Annotated in this window: 12 protein-coding genes; 2 read left to right on the top strand and 10 right to left on the bottom strand. The window is 70.2% G+C overall.

What is annotated here, in order from left to right; genetic code table 11:
• Positions 1–123: 123 nt before the first annotated feature.
• The 3 genes from EV284_RS22495 to EV284_RS22485 all read right to left on the bottom strand — a co-directional run bounded on the left by EV284_RS22495 (position 124) and on the right by EV284_RS22485 (position 3,279).
• A complete protein-coding gene (locus EV284_RS22495) occupies positions 124–1,410 on the bottom strand; it encodes a ribonuclease D (RefSeq protein WP_130337043.1) in 1,287 nt (428 codons plus the stop codon).
• Between the two features lie 209 nt (positions 1,411–1,619).
• Entirely contained in the window at positions 1,620–2,285 is a 666-nt protein-coding gene (locus EV284_RS22490) for a response regulator transcription factor (protein WP_031181634.1), read from the bottom strand.
• A 310-nt stretch (positions 2,286–2,595) separates the two neighbouring features.
• Entirely contained in the window at positions 2,596–3,279 is a 684-nt protein-coding gene (locus tag EV284_RS22485) for a DUF3000 domain-containing protein (protein ID WP_130337041.1), read from the bottom strand.
• A 98-nt stretch (positions 3,280–3,377) separates the two neighbouring features.
• Here EV284_RS22485 and hemE point away from each other — a divergent pair, with 98 nt between their 5' ends.
• On the top strand, positions 3,378–4,445 hold the full coding sequence (gene hemE / locus EV284_RS22480; RefSeq protein ID WP_130337039.1) for a uroporphyrinogen decarboxylase: 1,068 nt from the start codon (positions 3,378–3,380) through the stop codon (positions 4,443–4,445).
• 10 nt (positions 4,446–4,455) lie between these two features.
• Here hemE and EV284_RS22475 read toward each other — a convergent pair whose 3' ends face one another.
• From EV284_RS22475 to EV284_RS22445, 7 genes are all read right to left on the bottom strand, one after another.
• A complete protein-coding gene (locus EV284_RS22475) occupies positions 4,456–5,283 on the bottom strand; it encodes a rhomboid family intramembrane serine protease (protein WP_130337037.1) in 828 nt (275 codons plus the stop codon).
• Between the two features lie 122 nt (positions 5,284–5,405).
• Positions 5,406–5,993, bottom strand: coding sequence for a DUF6000 family protein (locus EV284_RS22470; protein ID WP_130337035.1), 588 nt, complete (start codon positions 5,991–5,993; stop codon positions 5,406–5,408).
• A gap of 38 nt (positions 5,994–6,031) precedes the next feature.
• Positions 6,032–12,946 carry an RHS repeat-associated core domain-containing protein gene (locus EV284_RS22465; RefSeq protein WP_242625779.1) on the bottom strand — a complete coding sequence of 2,305 codons (6,915 nt, stop codon included), beginning with the start codon at positions 12,944–12,946 and terminating at the stop codon, positions 6,032–6,034.
• Between the two features lie 159 nt (positions 12,947–13,105).
• Positions 13,106–16,657 carry a LamG domain-containing protein gene (locus EV284_RS22460; RefSeq protein WP_130337033.1) on the bottom strand — a complete coding sequence of 1,184 codons (3,552 nt, stop codon included), beginning with the start codon at positions 16,655–16,657 and terminating at the stop codon, positions 13,106–13,108.
• Between the two features lie 112 nt (positions 16,658–16,769).
• Complete coding sequence (locus EV284_RS22455; protein ID WP_242625778.1) at positions 16,770–18,263, bottom strand: VCBS repeat-containing protein; 1,494 nt, start codon at positions 18,261–18,263, stop codon at positions 16,770–16,772.
• A 390-nt stretch (positions 18,264–18,653) separates the two neighbouring features.
• Entirely contained in the window at positions 18,654–20,042 is a 1,389-nt protein-coding gene (locus tag EV284_RS22450; protein WP_130337031.1) for an FAD-dependent oxidoreductase, read from the bottom strand.
• A 37-nt stretch (positions 20,043–20,079) separates the two neighbouring features.
• Positions 20,080–21,012: a DUF4349 domain-containing protein gene (locus EV284_RS22445; protein WP_130337029.1), complete on the bottom strand. Its 933-nt coding sequence runs from the start codon at positions 21,010–21,012 to the stop codon at positions 20,080–20,082.
• A 149-nt stretch (positions 21,013–21,161) separates the two neighbouring features.
• On the opposite strand from EV284_RS22445, the gene hemG reads away from it, so the two are divergent.
• A complete protein-coding gene (gene hemG, locus EV284_RS22440) occupies positions 21,162–22,607 on the top strand; it encodes a protoporphyrinogen oxidase (protein WP_130337027.1) in 1,446 nt (481 codons plus the stop codon).
• The last annotated feature ends 4 nt before the right edge of the window (positions 22,608–22,611 follow it).

Genomic DNA, 22,611 nt, shown 5'->3' with positions numbered 1-22,611 from the left:
CGCTGAGCGCTTGCTCAACCCCATGCTACTTATGAGTAACGTAGCTGCACAGTCCCACCCCGGCTAGCGGTGAACGTCACACCGCGGCCCCGCCCGGCCGGACGGATTGTGGCGTGAAATCGCCTATTCCGGGGTGGCGGAAAGCACCGCGACCAGCACCGGGGTCACCTGCTCCACCTGCCAGGGCCGGGCGCCGTGGCCGGTGAGGGCGGCGGCCACGGTCCGCTCGTCGGCGGGGACCGGGGGCTCCCAGCAGATCCGGCGCACGGTGTCGGGGGAGATCAGGTTCTCCTGCGGCATCTCCAGCCGCTCGGCCAGCGCCGAGACCCCGGCGCGGGCGGCCGACAGCCGGGCCGCGGCGGCCGGGTCCTTGTCCGACCAGGCGCGCGGCGGCGGCGGACCGGTCATCTGCTGGCCCTGCTGCGGCAGCGCGGACTCCGGCAGCGCCTTGGCCCGGTCGACCGCCGCCTGCCACTGTTCGAGCTGACGGCGGCCCACACGATGGCCGAAACCGTTCAGCGCGGCCAGCGCGTGCACATTGGCCGGCACCGCGAGCGCGGCCTCCACGATCGCCGCGTCACCGAGCACCTTGCCGGGCGAGACGTCCCGGCGCTGGGCGATGCGGTCCCGCGCCTCCCACAGCTCCTTGACCACGGCGAGCTGCCGCCGCCTGCGCACCTTGTGCATTCCGGAGGTTCGGCGCCACGGGTCCTTGCGGGGCTCGGCGGGCGGCGCCGCCGCGATGGCGGCGAACTCCTCCAGCGCCCACTCCAGCTTGCCCTGCCGCTGAAGCTCCTTCTCCAGGGCGTCGCGCAGATCGACCAGCAGTTCCACGTCCAGCGCCGCGTAGCGCAGCCACGGCTCGGGCAGCGGGCGGGTGGACCAGTCGACGGCGGAGTGGCCCTTCTCCAGTACGAAGCCGAGCACGTTCTCCACCATCGCGCCGAGGCCGACGCGGGGGAATCCGGCGAGCCGCCCGGCCAGCTCGGTGTCGAACAGGCTGGTGGGCACCATGCCTATCTCGCGCAGGCACGGAAGGTCCTGGGTGGCGGCGTGCAGCACCCACTCGACTCCGGACAGCGCGTCGCCCAGGGAGGAGAGGTCGGGGCAGGCGACGGGGTCGATCAGCGCGGAGCCCGCGCCCTCGCGCCGCAGCTGCACCAGATAGGCCCGCTGGCCGTACCGGTAACCGGAGGCGCGTTCGGCGTCCACGGCCACCGGGCCGGTGCCGGCCGCGAAGGCGGCGACGACCTCGGCGAGCGCGGCGGCGTCCGCGACGACCGGCGGAATCCCCTCGCGGGGTTCGAGCAGGGGGGTGGGCGCCGCCGCCTCAGCAGGCCCCGCGTCGGGGGGCGTGCCCCCGTTGATGCGCCGGGAACTGTCTGCTGCGGTCTCTTGGGCGTCCGTCACATGCCAAGGGTATCCGCATGCCCGCGCCGCTGGCCTGCACGTTCGACCGACATCCCCGCTGACCGGCCAAAACGCGCCGCGCGCGGGCGCACGCCGCGCGCCGTACGGCGCACCCCGCCCGGCGCGCACGCCGGTGCCCGCCGACGTAACGTTCCGCCGACGGGCACCGGGGGTCAGGAGGGTGCGGGGTGGGGGACAGGAAGGGGGAGTCAGTGAATGATTCCGGTGCGCAGGGCCACCGCGACCATGCCGGCGCGGTCGCCGGTGCCGAGCTTGCGCGCGATGCGGGCCAGGTGGCTCTTGACGGTCAGGGCGGACAGGCCCATGGAGACGCCGATCGCCTTGTTCGACTGGCCCTCCGCGACGAGGCGGAGCACCTCGACCTCGCGGCCGGACAGTTCGCGGTAGCCGCCGGGGTGGCTCGGGGCGCCAGGCGGACGCCGGTGCCCCATTCGGGCCGCGGCGGAGCCGATGGGGGCGGCGCCGGGGCGGGTGGGCAGGCCGATGTTGGTACGGGTGCCGGTGACGACGTAGCCCTTCACGCCCCCGGCGAGGGCGTTGCGGACGGCGCCGATGTCGTCGGCGGCGGACAGGGCGAGGCCGTTGGGCCAGCCCGCGGCACGGGTCTCGGACAGCAGGGTGAGGCCGGAGCCGTCGGGCAGGTGGACGTCTGCGACACAGATGTCGCGCGGGTTGCCGATGCGGGGACGAGCCTCCGCGACGGACGAGGCCTCGATCACGTCGCGCACACCGAGGGCCCACAGATGGCGGGTGACGGTGGAACGGACGCGGGGGTCGGCCACGACCACCATGGCGGTCGGCTTGTTCGGGCGGTAGGCGACCAGGCTTGCGGGCTGCTCGAGGAGAACGGACACCAGGCCTCCTGGGTGGGGGGGGACGGGGCCGGCTTGTGGGGAGGAAGCCGGGGAGAACCGTGCTTTCAAGGTCACAGTCGTCTTCGGCAGCAAACCCGTCCGCCTTTAGAGAATGATCACGATCTAGTGAGTCACAATCTGTGCAATTCGGACACGCGATCGATCATCCGAAGATCGAATCGGCTTCAGGGTGGTGCGATTCGAGTGCGGAAAGTGGCCGTATCGACAAAGTGATGGTCCAGGAAGTGATCACAAAGCAGCGCCCCGCCGATCCCGGCGGGGCGCTGAGAAGATGATCAGTCTGGGAGGGCTAACGGGACTGCGGACCCCTGCGCTGCGGCAGCGTCACCACCGAGCCGTCGCCCGGCGCGGCCGGAGGCAGGCCGCCGACCTGGGCCAGCAGATCGCACCACGAGGCGAGGTGCGCGGCGGTGTCCGGAACGCCGCCGAGCCCTTCGAGGGGCGTCCAGGAGGCGCGGATCTCGATCTGTGAGGCGGGCGGCCGCTCCGACAGCCCGCCGAAGTAGTGCGAACCGGCGCGGGTGACCGTGCCGCTCGGCTCCCCGTAGGTGAGCCCGCGCGACTGGAGCGCGCCCGTCAGCCAGGACCAGCACACCTCCGGCAGCAGCGGGTCGGCCGCCATCTCGGGCTCCAGCTCCGCCCGTACCAGCGTCACCAGGCGGAAGGTGCCGTGCCAGGCGTCGTGGCCGGCCGGGTCGTGCAGCAGGACCAGCCGGCCGTCGGCCAGCTCCTGCTCCCCGTCGAGCACGACGGCCTCCAGCGCGTGCGCGTACGGCGCCAGCCGCTGCGGGGCGGGCGTCGGCTCCACCTCCACCTGCGGCCGCAGCCGCGCGTTGCGCAGCGCCTCCACCGCGCTGCTGAACGCAGGGGGGACCTCTGGCACCCCGGCTCCCCCTCTCTCCTTCGCCTGCGTGTCCTTCACGTCGTCCATTCCGCCGGTGCCGTCCGACGATCGTCCCTGAGCCGCAGCCATGCGGGGAAGAGTAAGGGGAAGCGGGCCTTCGCGCAGGGCATGACACCCCCCGAGGGCTGGGGCACTTCTCCCGCGCGGACCGTGCGAGACTTGCCGACGTGAGTGCCAACGCGATCCCCACGGGCCAGCAGCCAGAAGCGACGTACGACAGCGCCTTCCTCAAGGCGTGTAGGCGCGAGCCCGTGCCGCACACACCGGTGTGGTTCATGCGCCAGGCCGGCCGGTCCCTGCCGGAGTACCGCAAGGTGCGCGAGGGCATCCCGATGCTGGAGTCCTGCACGCGGCCCGAGCTGGTCACCGAGATCACGCTCCAGCCGGTGCGCCGGCACGACGTGGACGCGGCGGTCTTCTACAGCGACATCGTCGTCCCGCTCAAGGCCATCGGCGTCGACCTCGACATCAAGCCCGGCGTCGGCCCGGTCGTCGCCGAGCCGGTGCGCACCCGCGCCGACCTCGACCGGCTCCGCGACCTCACCCCGGAGGACGTGTCCTACGTCACCGAGGCGGTCCGCATGCTCACCCGCGAGCTGGGCTCCACCCCGCTGATCGGCTTCGCGGGCGCCCCCTTCACCCTCGCCAGCTACCTGGTCGAGGGCGGTCCTTCGCGCACGTACGAGAACGCCAAGGCGATGATGTACGGCGACCCCGAGCTGTGGGCCGACCTGCTGGACCGCCTCGCGGACATCACGGCCGCCTTCCTGAAGGTGCAGATCGAGGCCGGTGCCTCGGCGGTGCAGCTCTTCGACTCCTGGGCGGGCGCGCTGGCCCCCGCCGACTACCGCGCCTCGGTGATGCCCGCCTCCGCGAAGGTCTTCGACGCCGTCGCCGGGTACGGCGTCCCGCGCATCCACTTCGGCGTCGGCACCGGCGAGCTGCTGAAGCTCATGGGCGACGCGGGCGCGGACGTCGTCGGCGTCGACTGGCGGGTCCCGCTGGACGAGGCCGCGCGCCGGGTCGGCCCCGGCAAGGCGCTGCAGGGCAACCTCGACCCGACGGTGCTGTTCACCGACCGCAAGACGGTCGAGGCCAAGGCGCAGGAGGTGCTGGACGCGGCCGCCGCCCTGGAGGGCCACGTCTTCAACCTCGGCCACGGCGTCATGCCCAACATCGAGCCGGACGCGCTGACCCACCTGGTCGACTACGTCCACTCCGCGAGCGCCCGCTGACCCGCTCCGCTCACCACGCCTGACGGTGCCGCGCCCGCCTGCCGAACAGCAGGCGGCCCGGCTCCGGCGGGGACGGGGTGCCCGCCTTCAGCGGCCAGGCGAGCAGCATCCCGGCCACGAAACCCACGACGTGCGCCGCGTACGCCACCGTGCCGGTGCCGGCCTCGACCCCGCGTCCCGAGGAGTACACGGCCTGGAGGCCGAACCAGAAGCCCAGCACGATCCAGGCGGGCAGCCGGAGCGGCAGGAAGATCAGGAACGGGACCAGCACCCACACCCTGGCCTTCGGATACAGCACCAGATACGCGCCGAGCACCCCCGCGATCGCGCCGGACGCGCCGATCAGCGGGTCACCGGAGTCGGCGTTCAGCAGGGCGAATCCGTAGCTCGCCGCGTAGCCGCAGACGAGGTAGAAGAGCGCGAAGCGGACGTGGCCCATGCGGTCCTCGACGTTGTTGCCGAAGATCAGCAGGAACAGCATGTTGCCCAGCAGGTGCAGCCAGCCGCCGTGCAGGAACATCGCCGTCACCACGGACAGCGCCGGCGACTTGTCGTACCCCGGCACCCCCATCACACACCCCGGCCCGGCCGCCCCCGCTCCCACCTGCCCGGTCGGCACCAGCCTGGGCAACTGATGATGGATCATCTCCCGCGGGATCGCCGCGTAATGATCCATGAACGCGTGCAACTGACAGAGCTGCGCCACATGGCTCTCCCCGCTCGCCGCCCCGGCCGCACCGGGCGTCAGCAGGAACACCAGCACACTGGCGGCGATGAGCGCGTACGTCACATACGGCGTGCGGCGCGCGGGATTGACGTCATGGACGGGTATGACCACACAGGATTAGTGCCCGGGATCAGGTGCGCGAATCCGTGATGAGGCCCTGGGGCGTACGGCTCAAGACGAAAGCCCCGGCAGGACGACCTGGCGGGGCTTCCACGAGCAACATGCGCCGGATGTCAGTCCGATCTCTCGGCGAGGTCGATCCACGCGGCTACTTCTTTTTCCCAGTGGAAAGGGCTGTCGCTCTCAAGGAACCCTGCCGCTGACCATCGATCCCATGGTCCGCCGGGTGCGATGAGATCCTCCGAAATGTCCAGGCCCACATGCTTCTCGATGAACAGCAACGAACCCAGGCACCAGGGCTGGCTCTCTCGATTCGTCAGGTCGGGCAGGCTTCGCTCCAAGCTCCGCTTCAGCGCGTAGGCGTCAGAAGGATGGCAGAAACGAGCCAGCGCGAAGGCCACTCCCTTCCCTGTGCGACGGACCGGCCCTTTCTCGACCAGGCTGTGCAGCTCGGGCTGGAACTCGCACCTCTTTCCGAATCCGATGAGCCAGCAAGCCGTGAGGATTTCCCGCCAGTCACCGGCCAGCAGCTCGGTCAGTTCGTTCGTCGCGATCTCGCGACCGTCGTCGATCATCGAGGCGGCGAATTCCGTGGCCTGCTTCCGATCGGCCCTGATGAAACTCCCGGAGAGGAGCTTCTTATACCTGTTACCAGGCAAGCAATAGCGAGTGAAAAGGTCGCTGCCGTCAGTCTCGGGCATTCGAAACTCCTTTCCTTGTTCCGGGTATCTGGCCGTCTTCACTTGAAGGGTCCCCATTCGCAGCTCACCTGACACCCTGTGACGCGGCCCTCGATCAGGACTTCCAACTCCTGGAGTCCTCGGTCTCCCGCAACCTTCATGCGACTCGGGGAGACTGCCGAGCGCGGAATTCGGAGCACGAGGGCCCCGGTGCTGCCGAATTCCTCCGAGAATTCTCGGGCCGTGTCCAGGTCGGGTGACCATGAGGTGAAGACGCTCTCGGTGTCGTCCCCTGAATGCGCCACGGGATCGCTGTGCCCACCCCGAGGTTCCGCAATGCCGGCCTTCGCTTCGTCGAGCTTGTAGTGGTTGTTGGTGACTCCCCGGTAGAGGTATTCGCCATCCGAGTCACCGTACTTCGCGGCCCGTGCGAATACGTCGTCCACTGACGGGTCGCAGTTGTGCACGAGCAGTGGTGTGGTGCCAGCCAGCACATAGTAGGCATGGACCCCGGTAACCGTCAGGTCATGTGTCCGCTGGCGTTTTTCGAAGTGGCGAGTGGCGGTGAGGTGGACGGTGTCGCCGGACGGGGTGCGAAGGAGCATGCCGGGGGTGAGGTCGCCGGCCTTGATCCAGGCGTGCTTCGACTCCACCCAGAACGGGTGAGTCGTGGTGGCGATCAGGGCCTCGGTCCTGCCGGACCTGGACTTGATGCTGAGGTCGGCGAAGGCCTTGTCGTCCTCGGTGACGATGGTGCCCGCGACTTCGCGGATCGTCGTCCTGCCCGTCGCGGAGTCGGTGACGACGACCTTGTCGCCGAGCCGGACCTTCTCGATGGGTTTGGTGGCACCCCCGGCCAGCAGCACCTTCGTGCCGGGCAGGAAGCTGTGGCACGCCTTGCGCTTCTTGAGAGCGGCGGCTGCCATCTTCCTGGCGTCGGCGAGCTTGCCCTTCGCCTTGGCGAGTGCGGAACTCGCCTTGCCGACGGCCTTGCTCGCGTTCCACAGGCCCTTGGCGCCCCCGATCAGATCGCCGACCAGTCCCGCTACCCGCTTGGCGAGCTTGATGCCCTTGGCCCACTTCCACGGTGTGCCGTACTTGGCGAGGATCTTGCCGGCGAGACCGCCCGCGAAGCTCCCCGCGATGTTGAGCAGGGTCTCGCCGCAGGAGCCGACGTCACCGGTGGAGATGCAGTCAAGAGCCGCGTCCACGCCGAGGATGTCCCGGGCGATCTTGACGAGGGCCTTGCCCGCGGACTTGATGCGCTGCTTGGCGGACGCCTGTTGCTGCTGCGCGCCGGCGAGGTTGGAGTTGGCCCGGCTGACGTCGGACTGAGCCTGAGTGACCCTGGAGTCCGAATTCGTGGTCGTGACGGGCATGCCGCCGCTGCACTCGATCAGACCCTGGTAGCACTCCGCGAGGATCAGACCGCTCGGGTCCGCGTGCGTGACGGGCGAGTTGTTCGCGTAGGCGTAGCCGTTGATCTGCTGTGGCTGCGTGTAGTCGATGATCGGGTCGACGGATATGAACTTGCCGATGGACGCGTCGTATTCGCGTGCGCCCAGGTGGGTCAGGCCGGTCGAGGCGTCGATGGTGCCGCCGACGTAGCCCTTCTCGCCGGGCCACGTGCCGGTCTTCGCGCCGCGCTCGACGCCGAAGGGATCGAAGCGGCGCTGACTGACCGCGCCGGTCGCGGAGTCGATGGCCAGCTCACCGGTGCCGTGATGGTCGGAGGCGAGGAAGGACAGCTTGCCCCCGGTGCGGACCGCGACGGACTGCCCGGCGAACTCGTAGTAGCGCGTGGCCTCTGTCTTCGTACCGTCGGCCGCGAGCTTCAGCTCGGTGCCGGGCAGGTAGACGGTCGTACCGGTCGGGTCCTTGCGGACCAGCCGGTTGCCGGAGCCGTCGTAGAGGTAGCTGGTCTTCGACCCGTCCGCCTCGGTGACCTCACTGAGCTTGCCGGAGTCGTTCCAGACCAGTGACTGGGCGTCGCCCCCGATGGTGCGCTTGGTGGTGCTGCCGGCGTCGTCGTACTCGTACGTCGACTGCTTGTCGCCGGTGGGGGTGTGCTCCTGGACCTTGGTGACCTGGTGCGGCCCGTCGCCCAGGGAGCCCGCGGTGCCGTACTCGTAGCTGCGGGTGATGTTCTTCGCGGCGTCGAGCCCGGTGTCGTGGGTGGTGTCCGACAGGCGGTTGCCGATGGCGTCGGTCTCGTAGGACTTCCAGTACGCAGCCGGTCCGCCCAGCGCGCCGGAACCGGGTGCCGAGGCACAGGCGCTCGGGCCGCCGCCGTCGAGCGGAACGGTGGATCCCTGGGTGCCGGTGCCCGCCGCGGTGGCGGCGGTGGCGGCGGGAGTCCAGGCGTCCTTCAGACGCTGGCGCGTGTCATAGGCGAAGCACTGCACGTCCGGCGCCGCGGAGTTGGCGGTGTCCGCGATGGAGAGGATGTTGCCGGCCTGGTCGTAGGAGTAGTTCGACTCCTTGGCCGGGGCGGTCGCGCCGTAGACGTCGGTCACCGAGCGGGTCAGCCGGTCGGTGCCCTTCTCGTAGTCGTAGGTCTGCCAGACTTTCTTGCCGCTGCCGGAGTTCAGCTCGAGCTGCTGCAGCTGGCTCGTCTTGGAGTAGCGGGTGTTGGTGACGTACGACGTCGTGCCCGTCATCGTCATCGGGCGCTGGAGTGCGTCGTACGTGTAGGTGAGTGCCTCGGCAGGCAGGTCGCCGATGGCGGGAAGGCCCGTGCTCTGCACGGTTCCGTCCCGGTTGTAGGTGCTGGTGAAGACATAGGTCCCGGCGAGAGAGGTGCCCTGTGACGCGGGCACCTGGTAGGCGGTCTTCAGCGGCTGGTAGAACTCGTCCATCGACTGGACGACGCTGGCGAAGTACTCCGTGGGCGAGACATAGCTGAGGGAGGCCCATGCCTGGCCGAGCCAGCCCGCCTTGTCGTACCTGGTCTCCGTCAGCTTCGTGCCGGTGTCGGCGTCACCCTGCCAGGTCGAAGTGACGCGTCCGAGCTTGTCGTAGACCGTGGAGATCTTCTTGTTCCGGCCGTCGTACCCGGCGACCGGCCGGTCCAGCTCGTCGTACTCGGTGCGCGAGGTGCCCGCGTCCGGGTCGACCGACTTGGTCTTGCGGCCCAGCTGGTCGTACTCGTAACGCCAGACGTTCTCCTTGGAGTCGGTCACCGTCTCCAGCAGCCCGCGGGTGTTGTAGGTGTACTTCGTCGAGTCGAAAGGCACGCCGGCGGCGGCGGAGGCGCCCCGGTAGTGGCGGATCTCCGACACGTTGCCCTGGCCGTCGGTGATCGTCTTGGTCGGCACGCCACCCACCGGCGGGTCGACCGTGGTCACCTCGCCGTCGTAGGACGTGGTGGTGCGCCACTGCTCGGCACCGCTGACCGCGAGGATCTGTGCGGTGGGGCGGCCGAGCCCGTCGTACCGCAGGATGCTCTGCGCGCCGACCTCGCCGTTGCTCACCAGCAGCAACTCGTCCGAGGCCGCTCCTGCGGCGTTGTAGGTCGCGTTGGTCCTGGCGATGTTGCCGGTCGCGCCGTAGAAGGTGTCCGCCACCATGCGGCTGCCGTCGGGGCCCTCGGTCTGGATCTGCCGGGGGCGCAGGAGGCTGTCGTACAACTGGTACTCGGCGCCGTAGGAGCCGTCGTTCTCGATCTTCTCCGTCTTGATCGAGGTGACCTTGTCCTTGCGGACGTTGTAGGAGTATTTGATGCTCGGCGTCTGGGTCGTCGTCCGGTCCGCCAGCCACACCGAGGTCAGCCGGCCGAGCGCGTCGTAGGCGAGATCCGTCCGCCTGCCGTTGGGGTCGGTCTGGCCCTTCGACATGCCCCAGGCGGGCGCGTAGTCGGTGGTCGTCTTGTACTGGAAGGCGTCGTAGACGTCCGTTTTGGTCAGCAGGCCGTTGGTCTCGGTATAGGCGGTCCGGGTCGGGTTCTGCTTGGCGTCGTTCTGCAGCAGCGGACGGCCGTAGGCGTCATAGGTCGTGGTGCCGGTGACCTGGTACGTGGCGGTGGTGCCGTTGTGAGCGGTCATCCGCTCGGTCTTGGTGGCGTCGCCCGCGGTGGGGGCGGCGCCGAACGCGAGGCTGTCGTAGGAGGTGCGTTCGTCGGCCAGTACCTGGGTCTTGCGGTCGGGCGTGGCGGAACACTTCACCGACACTGACTCGCTGCGGGCGGGCAGCGACAGGATGTTCTTGGCCGCGTTGTCCGCGTACGTGGTGCGGGTGCAGGTGTCGTCCTTGGGGGTGGAGACATCGCCCAAGTCCTCCACCTGAAGGACGCGGCCGGTGCCGTTGCCGGTGTCGAACGTCGTGGTGGACGTCGTCTCCTGCCAGCTTCCGTCGGACTTCAGGCTGAAGCCGCGGCCGGTCTGGGAACGCACGATCACCGCGTGGGTCGTGGCCCAGCTCTTGGTCTGGGTGGCGGAGTAGTGCTTCCACGGGATGTCGATGGTCCTGGAGACCAGCGTGGCACCGTCGTAGGTGGCGGCCTCGAGCTGGTGGCCGGTGAACTCCTCCGCGTCGGTGTAGGAGGCGCCGGTGGAGTCCTTCACGCTGACCGAGCGGGTGCCGCCGGCGGAGTCCTTGTCACCGTCCATGCCCTGCATGAAGGTGTAGTCGACGCGGGTCGTCTGCTGGTCCGCCGAGCCGCTGGTGACCTTGACCTTGCCGTAACCCTGCCAGCCGCCCCACGTCAGGTACTTGGCGTCGGTGATGCCGTCCGGCTGAGCCTTACGCCAGGCCGCGTCGCCCTGGTAGTCGTAGCGGGTGACCTGGGACTCGCTGCCGCCGGTACGGTCGGTCTCGATGACCGCCTCGACCACGTACTTGTGGAACCAGTCGGTGATCGGCTCCACGTAGCCGGGGGGAGCCCACTTCACCGGGTAGCAGCGCTTGGTCGACTCACCCGGCTTGGGCAGCGTCGCCTTGGCGCAGTCGGCGGGCGCGTAGTTGACGTCGAGCTGCGCACCGGTCTCGCTGAGCACCATCGACAGCCTGAAGCGGTGGAACGGCGCGATGTTGTCGCCGATCGCGTCCACGCGGTTGGCGAGCTGCTCGCCGAACAGGTCGACGGACGGCAGCTTCACAGCGGTGCCGACCCGGCCCTCGTTCTCGATCTTCGACAGCCACAGCGTCTTGGAGTCGTCGCCGTTGTCGGTGAACAGATGGGTGAGGGTCCAGGCGTCCACGTCCTGGTAGGACGTGGCGTCCTTGCGCATCTGGGTGACGACCGATGTCAGCCGCTTGGTGGTCCAGAAGGTCTGGAAGGGCGAAGTGCACTTGGTACCGGACTTGCATTCCTGGTCCACCGGGACGTCCGGCCAGTAGGCCGCGTTGGCCTTCGTGCGCTTGCTCTCCGCGCAGTCGAAGCCGGATGTGGGCAGGCAGCGTTCGGCGGTGTCGAAGGTGACCCGGGCCGGAGCCTTCGCCGCGTACACCTGCCCGTCGCGCTGACCGTAGTCGACACGCTTCAGGTAGCCGCCACGGTCGTACGCCGTGCCGTTGACGTCCGTCTTCCCGTTGAGCGCGTAGTAGTTGGTCTCGCGGTCGTAGAAGTAGGACATCACGTTACCGTGGGTGTCCTTGACGTAGTCGAGGCTCCAGCGCCAGGCCTGCTTGCAGGAAGCACTGGCGAAGGTGGCGTTGTAGCACGGCTCGCCGGAGTCGTCACCGAACACCGGTGCCGTCCAGACCGAGTTGGTCTCCTCGTTGCCCGTCGCCCAGCCCGGCAGCCGGTTCTTGCCGAAGTAGTACTCCGTGCCGTCCGAGGTGGTGATGCGCCAGTACTCGCCGTCGTTGTCGCCGTTGACGCCACCGGTCAGCTTCTCGACTTTGCTGCCGTCCTCGGTCGACATGTGCCACTCGCCGGTGGTGTCGTCCTTGACCAGCTCGCCGGCGGACCCGTTGAGCATGACCGTGGCGTTGTCGAAGGCCCAGCACTGTTCCGCGGAGGTGCTGTGGCCGTCGTCCGAACACGGTTTGTAGCGGCGCTCGATGTAGCCGGGATCGTAGGAGAAGCCTTCCCCGACCCATGAGCCCTGGTTGTTCGTCGCGGATGTTCGGCCGTCCGCCGACTGGGAGGAGTAGCCCAGCCCGACTGTGGGGACCTGACCGCCCGGCGTGGGCACGGTCCGCATCGGGTAGTTCCAGTTGAACGCGCCCGAGGAGGTCGCCACACTCCAGCTCGCCGACGGCGTCAGAGCCGTCGCCTTGTACGTGCCCTGCGCGCCGGACGGGCCGGCCGCGACGGCCACGAGGGAGCGCGCGCCGGCCGCCATGGTCGACACGCCCTCGGCGGGCGCGGGAGCGGCCGTCACGTCGGCGGAGACGGTGCCCGTCCGTACGTCGTTGACGGTGGGCAGTTCCTTCGGCTGCTCGGGACAGCCCTTGCTGCCCGGAGCGCTGACGGCCGCGCAGGAGGGGAGTTGCACCAGCCGCAGACGGGAGCCGTAGGAACCGCCGAAGCCTTCCGCGAACTTCGAGTAGTCGACCGTCAGCCGGACCTTGCCCGTGCGGCTCCCGCCGTCGGCGCGCTCGAGCCCGAGAAGGACACCGGCGCCGAGCTTCGCGGCGTGCTGCGAGTCGAGTACGTCGACCCTCACCTTGCCCGGAGCAGTGGAGGCGGTAGCACGCGTGCCGGCCGTGACCTTTGTCTTCGCCCGCGGCGCGGCGATCCCGACCGGCAGACCGCCCACCCGTGCGGAGGCCCCGGTCTTCACCTCGGCGCTGCCCTGCTCGGGCCACACCGCCTTGTCCAGCCCTCTGACCGCTGCCTTACGGGCGGGGTCGGAGGGCCGGGTCTTGGATCTGGCGTCATGTCCCTTGGCGGGATCACCGTCGTCCTGAACGCCGGGGCGGCTGGTACGGCCCCGTGCGCCGTCGTCGAGCGCCAATGCCTGGACCGACGACGCGGACAGCGCGAGCGAGAGCCCGAGCACTGTGGCGACGACCGTCCGTCTGGGCATGCGGCGGCTCAGTGAGCGGCCACGAAAGAGCATGCGGACAACTCCCTTTCGAAGGAGAACGTCATGAACGGGCAGCGGTCATGACGGCCGTGGGAAATGCAGGAGGGAGTGGCCGGGCCCCTCGGGGAGCCCGACCACACAAAGATCGACGGCGACGGATCACATGTCCGGCAGAGCGGTCAGCGCGGCCATCTGCTGCACCGCGACCTGGTCCGCGGCACCGCTGTACACACGGACCTCGTCGACGGCCCCGGCGAAGTACTCACTCGCGCCGCGCAGCGAGCGGCCCACCTGCAGACCGCCGGTCGCGGGCCAGAGCGTGTTGTCCGTCCCGTAGGCGCCTGCCACGAGCTGACCCTCGACGTACAGCCGCACCGAGTCGGCGAACGCGTCGTAGACGACCGCCAGGTGCTGACCGGAACCGCCGGTGTCGGGCAGTTCCTGATTGTCCGAGAACGTGACCACCTGGGGAGCGGCGGCATCGGTCTTGGCGATGGCGAGTTCCCACTGCTGGGTCCCGGCCTGGTACCGCACCTGGACACGGTTGGCGTTCGTGCCCGGCAGCGAGAACACTGTCTGGGACTTCTCCGGGTCGAGCGAGGTGAGCTGGGCCCGGGCGGAGATGGTGAAGCTGCTGTTTCCGGACACCGGCGCCGTGGCGGTGGACGCGTAGTCTCCGTCACCGTCCAGGACCAGGTTGCCGTCACCGACCAGGGCCGCGACGTCGAACAGCGGGTCGAGCGGCCGGTAGACGGTCGCGTTGCCCGCGAGCGTCAGCGCCTGGCCGCCCCCGGTGTCCGCGACGGTGTTGCCGTTCGCGGCGTCCAACTGCCAGTAGCCCTTGCGCTCCGGCTTGACCGTCATCAGTTCCGCCACCTGGGTCGACGGCAGGACGCGGTCGAAGACTCGCACCTCCGCGAGATCGCCGGTGAAGTGGTCGCGGTAGCCGCTCTTGGCGGTGGCCCGGCCGATCTGCAGCGGGCCGTACGACTTCCATGTCGACCGGCGTCCGGTGAATGCCTTCGAGTCCTTGTTGACGTACAGCCGCAGCTCGGGGCCCCCGGTCTTCTGCGCGTCGTACACACCCGTCAGCAGGACCCACTGGTCCTTGACCGGTGTCACGCCCGTGGTGACGGCCTTCCACTCGCCGAGCGAGTCCACGTCATTGACGGGTACCGAGAACTTCCAGGTGGCCGCCGCGGCGTCGTAGCCCAGCGTGAAGCCGGGTTCGCCGGTACCGTCCTGGCTGACCACCGCCATGTTCTTGTCGAGCGCGGTGGGCCTCACCCATGCGCTGACGCTGAAGCTCTTCGAGGTGTCCAGCACCGTCTCCGAGGCGTCGAGGTAGGACTGGGGGGTCCCGTCGAAGTGCGCCGCCCGGTCGGCCTTGCCGCCGGGGCCGTCCGCCCCGAAGGTGACCGCGCTCCCGGCCGTCGCGGAGAACTCCTCACCTTCGTCGTGTGCCTCGACATCGCCGGCCTGGTCGGCGAGATTCCACTGCGCCACCACCGGTGTGCCCTCGCTCACCAGGAACTCGTAGTGCGCCTTGCTGCTCGGGTGGTTGGCCCGGTCGACGGCGATCACGTCGACCCAGTGCCGGCCCGCCCGGGTCGGCATCCACTGCGTGGAGACCGGACCACCCGCCGCGGAAGGCAGGAGAGAAGTCGCGGGAGTGGCGTCGCTGTCGAAGGCATACAGGTACTTGACGACGTCGGTGTCCGGGATGGAGTCGTTCGGGTTCGGCGCGAACTTGAACGTGCCGTACGTACCGACGCCGTCGTGGTACACGGTGTCGGACGGATACTCCTTGGACAGCACGTTCGGCTTGCCCGGGAACGACTTGTCGTACATGAACTCGCAGCGCTGTGCGGCGTCGCCGTCGTAGCTCCACGGGCCGTAGCCGTCACCGTCGTAGGCGCGGGCGCTCCAGTAGATGACGGTGTTCTGCGGGATCGACGACTTCACCGTGTGCGTGAACTTCGTGCTGGCCGTCGGGGACAGCCAGTAAGGGCTCAGGTAGGTGTAGGACTTGGCCTCGCGCGTGGCGGGGTCGGTCCATTCGACCTTGAACTCCACCTTCACCTTGTCGGTCTGGCCGTCGCCGTGGTCCGGGTCGCTCGCGATGGCCTGCAGCGTCGGCGGGACATCGGTGTATTCCCGGCTCGATCCCCACTTGCAGAGGCCGCCAGGATCGGTGTACATGTCCGACTTCTTGATCTGGCGGGGCAGGTTGTTGTACTTGACCGACAGATAGGCGTTGCCGCAGATCCGCTTCCACTCCGCGAAACGCGACTCGTCCGCGGCCCGCAGACCCAGCGTCATCGAGTTCCAGCCGCCGGCGGCCGCCGTCTTGACCTCGCTGGTCAGCTCGCCGGTCGCACCGCTCTCGAAGTTCAGGTTGGCCTGGCTGGAGCAGGACGTGGGTGAGATGGCCTTGTCGACCGTCTGCAGATAGTCGTCCCAGTCGTCGGAGGTGTTCGACCAACTGCTCGACGAGGACAGGCTGTAGTTCTGTCCGCCTATCCGGTAAAGCTGAATCGGCTCCGCCGTCGGCGAGGCACTGTAGATGTGTTCCACTCGGGCCGAGAAGGTGGCGCCCAGGATCTGCTTGCCCTTGTAGAAGGACATCGGCATCGTGAACATCACCCGGCGCACGCCGACACCGTTGCAGGACACAGGGTTGTAGTCGGTGGGGCACTTGCCCGCGCCCGCACTGCCGGAGTACTTCCAGTCCTGCTCGCTCGGCATCCCCGACATCACACCCGTCCACGACGTACGCGACGTCGTGCGCTGGATGGGGTCGATGACGACCGGGAAGACGGTGTCCTCGTCCCGGAGGAGTTCCTGGTCCGGGACGAGACTCAGCTTGTCCTTGGTCACCTCCACGTCCAGCCGCGCCACACGCCCCCCGCCCCCGGGTCCCTCGAGGGGCGCATCAGGGACGTCGGCCACGGCCGGCTTCAAGGACTTCGCCACCGCCTTCGGCCCGGCGGTCCTCGCCGCGGTCTCCGTCACGGCGGCCGAGTCCCACATCGCCGGCTTGCCCGCCTCGAAGACGGTGCCGCCCACCGCCGAGTCCTCGGCGACGATCGCCCCCGATCCGTTCTCCGAGATCTTCAGGCCGTCCGCGGCCATGCCCAGGTCGAGCCGAGCCAGTCTCGGATCGGCGGCCGCCTCCGGCGTCTTGACCACCAGCAGGTGACCGAAGCCGTCCGCCTCGGCCCGCACAGCCAGGTCCACACCCGGCAGCGCGTCCACATACGTCGCGGTGTCGCCCTCCACCCGCGGCTCCGGCAGCTTGCCGTACGGCCACGTCAGTGAGAACGTCCGCCCGGCCCGGCGCATCGTCACGAAGGGCTGAGCCGCACGGCCGGTGGAGAACGAGAGCCCGACCGTGGCCGCCTTCGGGCCCCAGCTGCCGTCCGCACGTCTCACCAGGGTCGCGTCGACATCGACCCACTTGCCGCCCTGAACCGTACGCACCGGATCGGTGTACTCCCGGGCGGTGAACGTGCCGTCCGGTGCGGCGAAGACCTCCCTGCGCTCCGTGCGCAGTCCGAGGACCTCGGTCGTCCGGCCGCTGTCCTTCGCGGCGGCCAGCGCCTGCTGCTCGGTCTGCACCGGCCGGCCGGCGGCGACTGGTGACTGCGGGGTCGCCGTGTCACCGCCGTGCGGAAGGACCGTCAGGCCACCCACCACCGCACCGGTCATGGCCGTCGCGACGGCGGCACGTCCTAGTGCCCCTCGCCGTATCGGTCTCTGTTGTCCTGCGAACACGTGTCGCGTCTCCCCTTGGTGTGAAGCTGCCTGGTGAAGGCGGAGCTCAGCGGACGGTGGCGCCGAAGGCGCCGCCCTCGGCCGGAAGGCCGTCTGCTCCGGGCTTGAACGTCTGCGTCGGCGCGCCGCCGGCGGCCACGTTCCACGGGAAGCCGTAGACCGCCCGGCCCTCGGCGGGTCCGTAGGGCACGCCCACGTACAGCAGCGACGGGGTCGCGCCGAGGGAGAGACCGGTGAGCATGCTCGGGGCAGCGGCGGACGGAATGCCGTAGCCGGGTTCGATCCACTGGTCCGAGGCGCCGACGGCTCCGACCATGGGGAAGATCTGCACGCCGCCCTTCTCCGGGTGTTCCTCGGACGACTCCTCACCGGGAACGCCGACCGCGAGCCGGGTGTTCGTGCCCGTGGAGGAGGAGTTCGGGGCAGAGTTGACGGCGGTGAGCCGCTGACCGAAGAAGTCTCCGGCTTCCGGCGCCTGGTCCACGTCGGCGGCGTTCTGGTCGACCCACGCGGTCTCGGTGTACGCGCCGCTCGCCGTGAGCCGGAAGATCTGGACGGCTCCCGCGTCCACGGTGGTCGACAGGTCCTCGCCGGGCACGCCGACCGCGATCAGCGATTCGGTGGTCGAGGTCGCCCCGGACGGGCGATAGGGGACCATCGCCAGCGCGGCGCCGAACTGGTCGCCGACCTCCTCCGAACCGTTGACGTATTCGCTGTCCTGGGCGAGCGCGCCGGTGGGCTTCGGGTAACCGGAGGTGAGGGCGTGGGTGAAGAGGCCCACCCCGCCCGCGAAGGTCGCGGTACCGAGCGCCTCACCGGGTGTGCCGACCGCGAAGTGGGTCGGGGTGGCGGCGAGCGTGGCGCCGTACCGGTCGTCCTGTTCGGCCACGCCGGCCACGGAACCGGCGACCTCCGTGTCCTGAGTGTTCATGGTGACCGTCTGAGCGGTGCCGCTGACGTAGTAGAAAGCGCCGGCGTCCTCGACAGTCCCCAGGGACTCACCCGGAGAGCCGATGAGCAGATACGGCTGGCCTGCCGAGGTCTTGCCGGCAGCCACCGCGTAACCGACCCAGTCGTCGGTCTCCGGGGCACCGCCGCCCAGCGGCTTGTCGGTGCTCTGGGAGAACTCCTTCACGGGCCTGCTGCCGGCGTTCAGCCCGCTCGTCGAGCCGTAGACGACGTGCACGCACCCGGAGTCGGGCACGGTGCCCAGATCCTCGTAGGGGGCGCCGACCACCAGATCGCTGCAGCCGTCGAGGTCGGCGTCGTAGACGGCCAGGGAGTAGCCGTACCGGTCACCTGTCTCGGGCACGCCCGGGACGTTGGCGGGCGCCTGGGAGATGGTGGCCGTGCCCTTGCCGCCCCCGTAGACGATGTGCACCGCACCCGCCTGTGCCACACCGTCGACCGTCGCCTCCGGGTCGGCGATGGCCGTGTCCCTGACGCCGTCCCCGTTGAAGTCCGACTCGACACCCGACGGACACGCGACGGCGGCCGCGGCCGGCGTTCCGCCCGTTCCGAGTCCCCATACGAGCAACACCCCTGCGAACAGAGCCGCGGCCGTGCCGCGACCCGATTTCCCCACCCTTGCCACAGCAACTCCGCAGCTAATGAATCCCTAAAGAAGGTCAAGGGATCATCTCTTCACGCGGAGTGCACCGGCAATGCACAATCCGGCTCCCTGCTGTGAAGATCCTCACAGGGAATCCATAGTTCTCACCTGGATCACACCGGTAACAGCGTGAGTGGCATGGAATAGCCTCACTGTCCAATGTCCACGGTTTCGCTGCGTTTCGTGCCGTGGTGTTGCCGCTGGGCGACAGGTGGGTCATCGGTGCGGGGCCCAGGGGCATCTTTGAGCCCCGATTACCTTTCGGAGACCAAAAAGGCCCGATTTCCACGTCCCGGTAAAGAAAAGGCGATGCCACCGCTAGCCGGTCTCGCGGACTTTCTTCACCGCCTTGCGGGCCGCGACCAGGACCGGGTCCCAGACGGGGGAGAAGGGTGGGGCGTAGCCGAGGTCTAGGGCGGTCATCTGTTCCACCGTCATGGCGGCGGTCAGGGCCACCGCCGCGATGTCGACGCGTTTGCCCGCGCCCTCGCCGCCGACGATCTGGACGCCGAGAAGGCGGCCGGTGTTGCGTTCGGCGATCATCTTGACGGTCATGGGGGAGGCGTCGGGGTAGTAACCGGCGCGGCTGGTCGACTCGATGACGACCGCCTCGTACTGGAGGCCGGCCCGGCGGGCGTCGCGTTCGCGCAGGCCGGTGCGGGCGATCTCCAGCTCGCAGACCTTGCTGACGGCGGTGCCGACGACACCGGGGAAGGTGGCGTAACCGCCGCCCACGTTGGTGCCGATGACCTGCCCGTGCTTGTTGGCGTGCGTGCCGAGCGGGATGTACTGCTCCTGCCCGGAGACCAGGTTCAGCACCTCCACGCAGTCACCGCCCGCCCAGATGTCCGTATGGCCGCGCACCCGCATGGCGAGGTCGGTGAGGAGTCCGCCGTGCGCGCCCAGCGGGAGCCCCGCCTGGCGGGCGAGGTCGGTCACGGGCTCCACGCCGATGCCCATGACGACCACGTCGGCCGGGTACTCCGCGTCCTCCGTGACCACCGCGCGCACCCGGCCGTCCTCGTCCGTGCGCAGGCCGGTCACCTCGGTGTCGCCGACCATGACGATGCCCATGCCCTCCATGGCCCGCCGCACCAGCCGGCCCATGTCGGGATCGAGCGTCGCCATCGGCTCCGCGCCCCGGTTGACCACGGTCACCTCGAAGCCCCGGCGGAGCAGCGCCTCGGCCATCTCGACGCCGATGTACCCCGAGCCGACGACGACCGCGCGCCGGCCCTCGGTACGGGTCAGCGTGTCGATCAGCGACTGCCCGTCGTCCAGGGTCTGCACCCCGTGCACCCCGGCCGCGTCCGACCCCGGCATGTCCGGCCGGATCGGCCGCGCCCCGGTGGCGATGACGAGCTTGTCGTACGGGGTCCAGTACTCGGTGCCCGACTCCAGGTCGTGCGCCCGCACCCGGCGCCCGGACACGTCGATCTCCGTCACCTCCGTGCGCAGCCGGAGGTCGATGTGCCGTTCCCGGTGCTCCTCCGGGGTGCGCGCGACGAGCTGGTCGCGGTCCTCGACCGCGCCGCCCACCCAGTAGGGGATGCCGCACGCCGAGTACGAGGTGAAGTGGGTGCGCTCGAACGCCACGATCTCCAGCTCGTCCGGTTTCCGCAGCCGGCGGGCCTGCGACGCCGCGGCCATTCCCGCGGCGTCGCCGCCGATCACGACCAGCCGCTGGGGCCCTTCACGCTTGTCCATGGGAACAAGCTACGGGGCGCGCGCTGCTGACGCACCGTCACTTGTGCTCGCCCGAGACCGGCGCGCCGTCCTCCGACACCGGACGCGCCTGCGGCAGCGGGCCCGGCACGGGTGTCTGCGCCGGACGGCGCGGAAGCCGGGGGCGGACCACCCGGCGCCACAGGAACACCAGCAGCGCGAGCAGCGCCGCGAACGGCAGCACCGCGCCCACCACCAGCGCGATCCAGCGCAGCATCGTCAGGAACGCGTGCCAGCCGCCCGACAGCGCGTCCAGGAAACCGGGTGTGCCGTCACCGGCGCCCGGGTGCGCGCCCCGGCCGGCGAGCGACAGGGTGATGGTCGCCAGGCCGGTACGGTCCTTCAGCGACGCCTGCTGGGCCAGCAGCGCCTCCAGGTCGGCTTCCCGGCTGCTCAGCTCGCCCTCCAGAGCGACCACGTCGGTCAGCTTGTCCGCCCGGTCCATCAGCTTCCTGACCCGCTCGACGCTGGCCCGCTCGGACTTGATCCGGCTGTCCACGTCCACCACCTGGTCGGTGACGTCCTGGGCCCGCGCGGTGCGCCGCAGCAGCTTGCCGGTGCCCTGGAGCGAGCCGAGCACCTCCTCGTACCGCTCGGCGGGGACCCGCAGGACGACACGGGTGCGCTCGCTGCCGTCGTCGTCCCGCTCCGTGCTCTCCTCGCCGACGTAGCCGCCCGCGTCCTCGGTGACCCGGCGCGCCTTGGCCAGGGCGCCGGGCACGTCCCGCACCTCGACCTCCAGGGAGGCGGTGCGGATGACGCTCGGCGCGAGCCGGGGCGAGCGGCGGGCGGACTTGCCGTCCTCGGCCGCGCCCCGGCCCGCGCCGGGAGCGGCGGTCGGGGCGTCGGCGTAGGACGACTTCTTGGAGTCCCCGCCCGACTCGCCGCACCCGGCGAGCGCGAGTGAGGCGGTGAGCAGGACCCCGGCCAGGACCCGGACCTGAGTACGCATGTCTGTTACCCCCCGATGAGACGCGGTGCTGTTTCCTCTTAGACGGCCCGGCCTGCGGGAACGGTCACGTTTTCCGGTCCCGATGCGGTCACGGTCCGGTGACGTACCGGGCACCGGGACGCCCCGCGGGGTCTGAGAGAGTGGGGTGCATGAGCGCAGCGAGCAAGGGCCACGTCGTCGTCATCGGAGCCGGTGTCGCCGGACTGGCCGCCGCCCACCGGGCGCTCGCGCGGGGCGCGCGGGTGACGGTGCTGGAGGCCGCCGACCGGGTCGGCGGCAAACTGCTGCCCGGCGAGATCGCGGGCCTGAGGGTCGACCTCGGCGCCGAGTCGATGCTCGCCCGCCGCCCCGAAGCGGCGGGCCTCGCCCGCGAGGTGGGCCTCGGCGACCGCCTCCGGCCGCCGTCCACCGCGACCGCCTCGGTGTGGACCCGGGACGCGCTGCGGCCGATGCCCAAGGGCCATGTCATGGGCGTACCCGGCACCGCCTCCGCCCTGTCCGGCCTGCTCACCGCCGAGGGCCTGGCCCGGATCGAGCGCGACGCCGAACTGCCGCCCGCCGAGATCGGTGACGACGTGGCCGTGGGCGAGTTCGTCGCCGCCCGGATGGGCCGCGAGGTCGTCGACCGGCTGGTGGAACCCCTGCTCGGCGGGGTGTACGCGGGCGACGCCTACCGTCTCTCCCTGCGCTCGGCCGTCCCCCAGCTCTACCAGGCCGCCCGTACCCACGACACCCTCACCGCCGCCGTCCGGTCCCTCCAGGCGAAGGCCGCCGAGGCGGCGCAGACCGGCCCGGTCTTCCTGGGCATCGAGGGCGGCGTCGGCACCCTCCCGCTCGCCGTCGCCGACTCGGTACGGGCGCGCGGCGGAGAGATCCTCACCCGTAGTCCGGTGAGCGAGTTGCGCCGGGACGGCGACGGCTGGCGCGTCACGGCCGGGGACCGCACGCTGCGGGCGGACGCCGTCGTGGTCGCCGTACCCGCCCCCGCCGCCTCGGCGCTGCTGCGCGCCGAAGCCCCGGCGGCCGCCGCCGAGCTGGCGGCCGTGGAGTACGCCTCCATGGCGCTGATCACCCTCGTCTACCGCCGCGCCGACGCGGTCCTGCCCGAGGGCAGTGGATTCCTGGTGCCGCCGGTGGACGGCCGCACGATCAAGGCCGCGACCTTCGCCTCCCAGAAGTGGGGCTGGGTCGGCGCCGAGGACCCGGACCTCCTGGTGGTGCGCACCTCGGTCGGCCGCCACCACGAGACCGAGATCCTCGAGCGCGACGACGCCGAACTCGTCGCGGTCGCCCGGCACGACCTGCGCGCCGCGACCGGGCTGGACGCCCGGCCCGTCGCCACCCGCGTCACCCGCTGGACCGACGGCCTGCCCCAGTACCCGGTCGGCCACCACGCGCGCGTGGCCCGCGTCCGCGAGCACATCGCCAAGCTGCCCGGCCTCGCGGTGTGCGGCGCGCAGTACGACGGTGTGGGCATCCCCGCCTGCGTCGCCAGCGCCCACGCGGCCGTCGACCAGCTCGGCGGCGACCTCGCCGGGGTGCGCGAGCTGACGGCCAACCCGGTGCAGAGCCTGCACGGCGGAGCGGGAGAATAGGGGG

The sequence above is a fragment of the Streptomyces sp. BK022 genome (genome assembly GCF_004217355.1).
Classification (GTDB): domain Bacteria; phylum Actinomycetota; class Actinomycetes; order Streptomycetales; family Streptomycetaceae; genus Streptomyces; species Streptomyces griseoluteus.
This window is presented reverse-complemented; position numbering and strand designations above follow the sequence as displayed.

Coding starts and splice junctions, on each gene's coding strand:
- EV284_RS22445 (WP_130337029.1), bottom strand. CDS start 21,012: ATGCGTACTCAGGTCCGGGTCCTGGCCGGGGTCCTGCTCACCGCCTCA.
- hemG (WP_130337027.1), top strand. CDS start 21,162: ATGAGCGCAGCGAGCAAGGGCCACGTCGTCGTCATCGGAGCCGGTGTC.
- EV284_RS22470 (WP_130337035.1), bottom strand. CDS start 5,993: ATGCCCGAGACTGACGGCAGCGACCTTTTCACTCGCTATTGCTTGCCT.
- EV284_RS22460 (WP_130337033.1), bottom strand. CDS start 16,657: ATGACCGGTGCGGTGGTGGGTGGCCTGACGGTCCTTCCGCACGGCGGT.
- EV284_RS22465 (WP_242625779.1), bottom strand. CDS start 12,946: ATGCCCAGACGGACGGTCGTCGCCACAGTGCTCGGGCTCTCGCTCGCG.
- EV284_RS22450 (WP_130337031.1), bottom strand. CDS start 20,042: ATGGACAAGCGTGAAGGGCCCCAGCGGCTGGTCGTGATCGGCGGCGAC.
- EV284_RS22485 (WP_130337041.1), bottom strand. CDS start 3,279: ATGGCTGCGGCTCAGGGACGATCGTCGGACGGCACCGGCGGAATGGAC.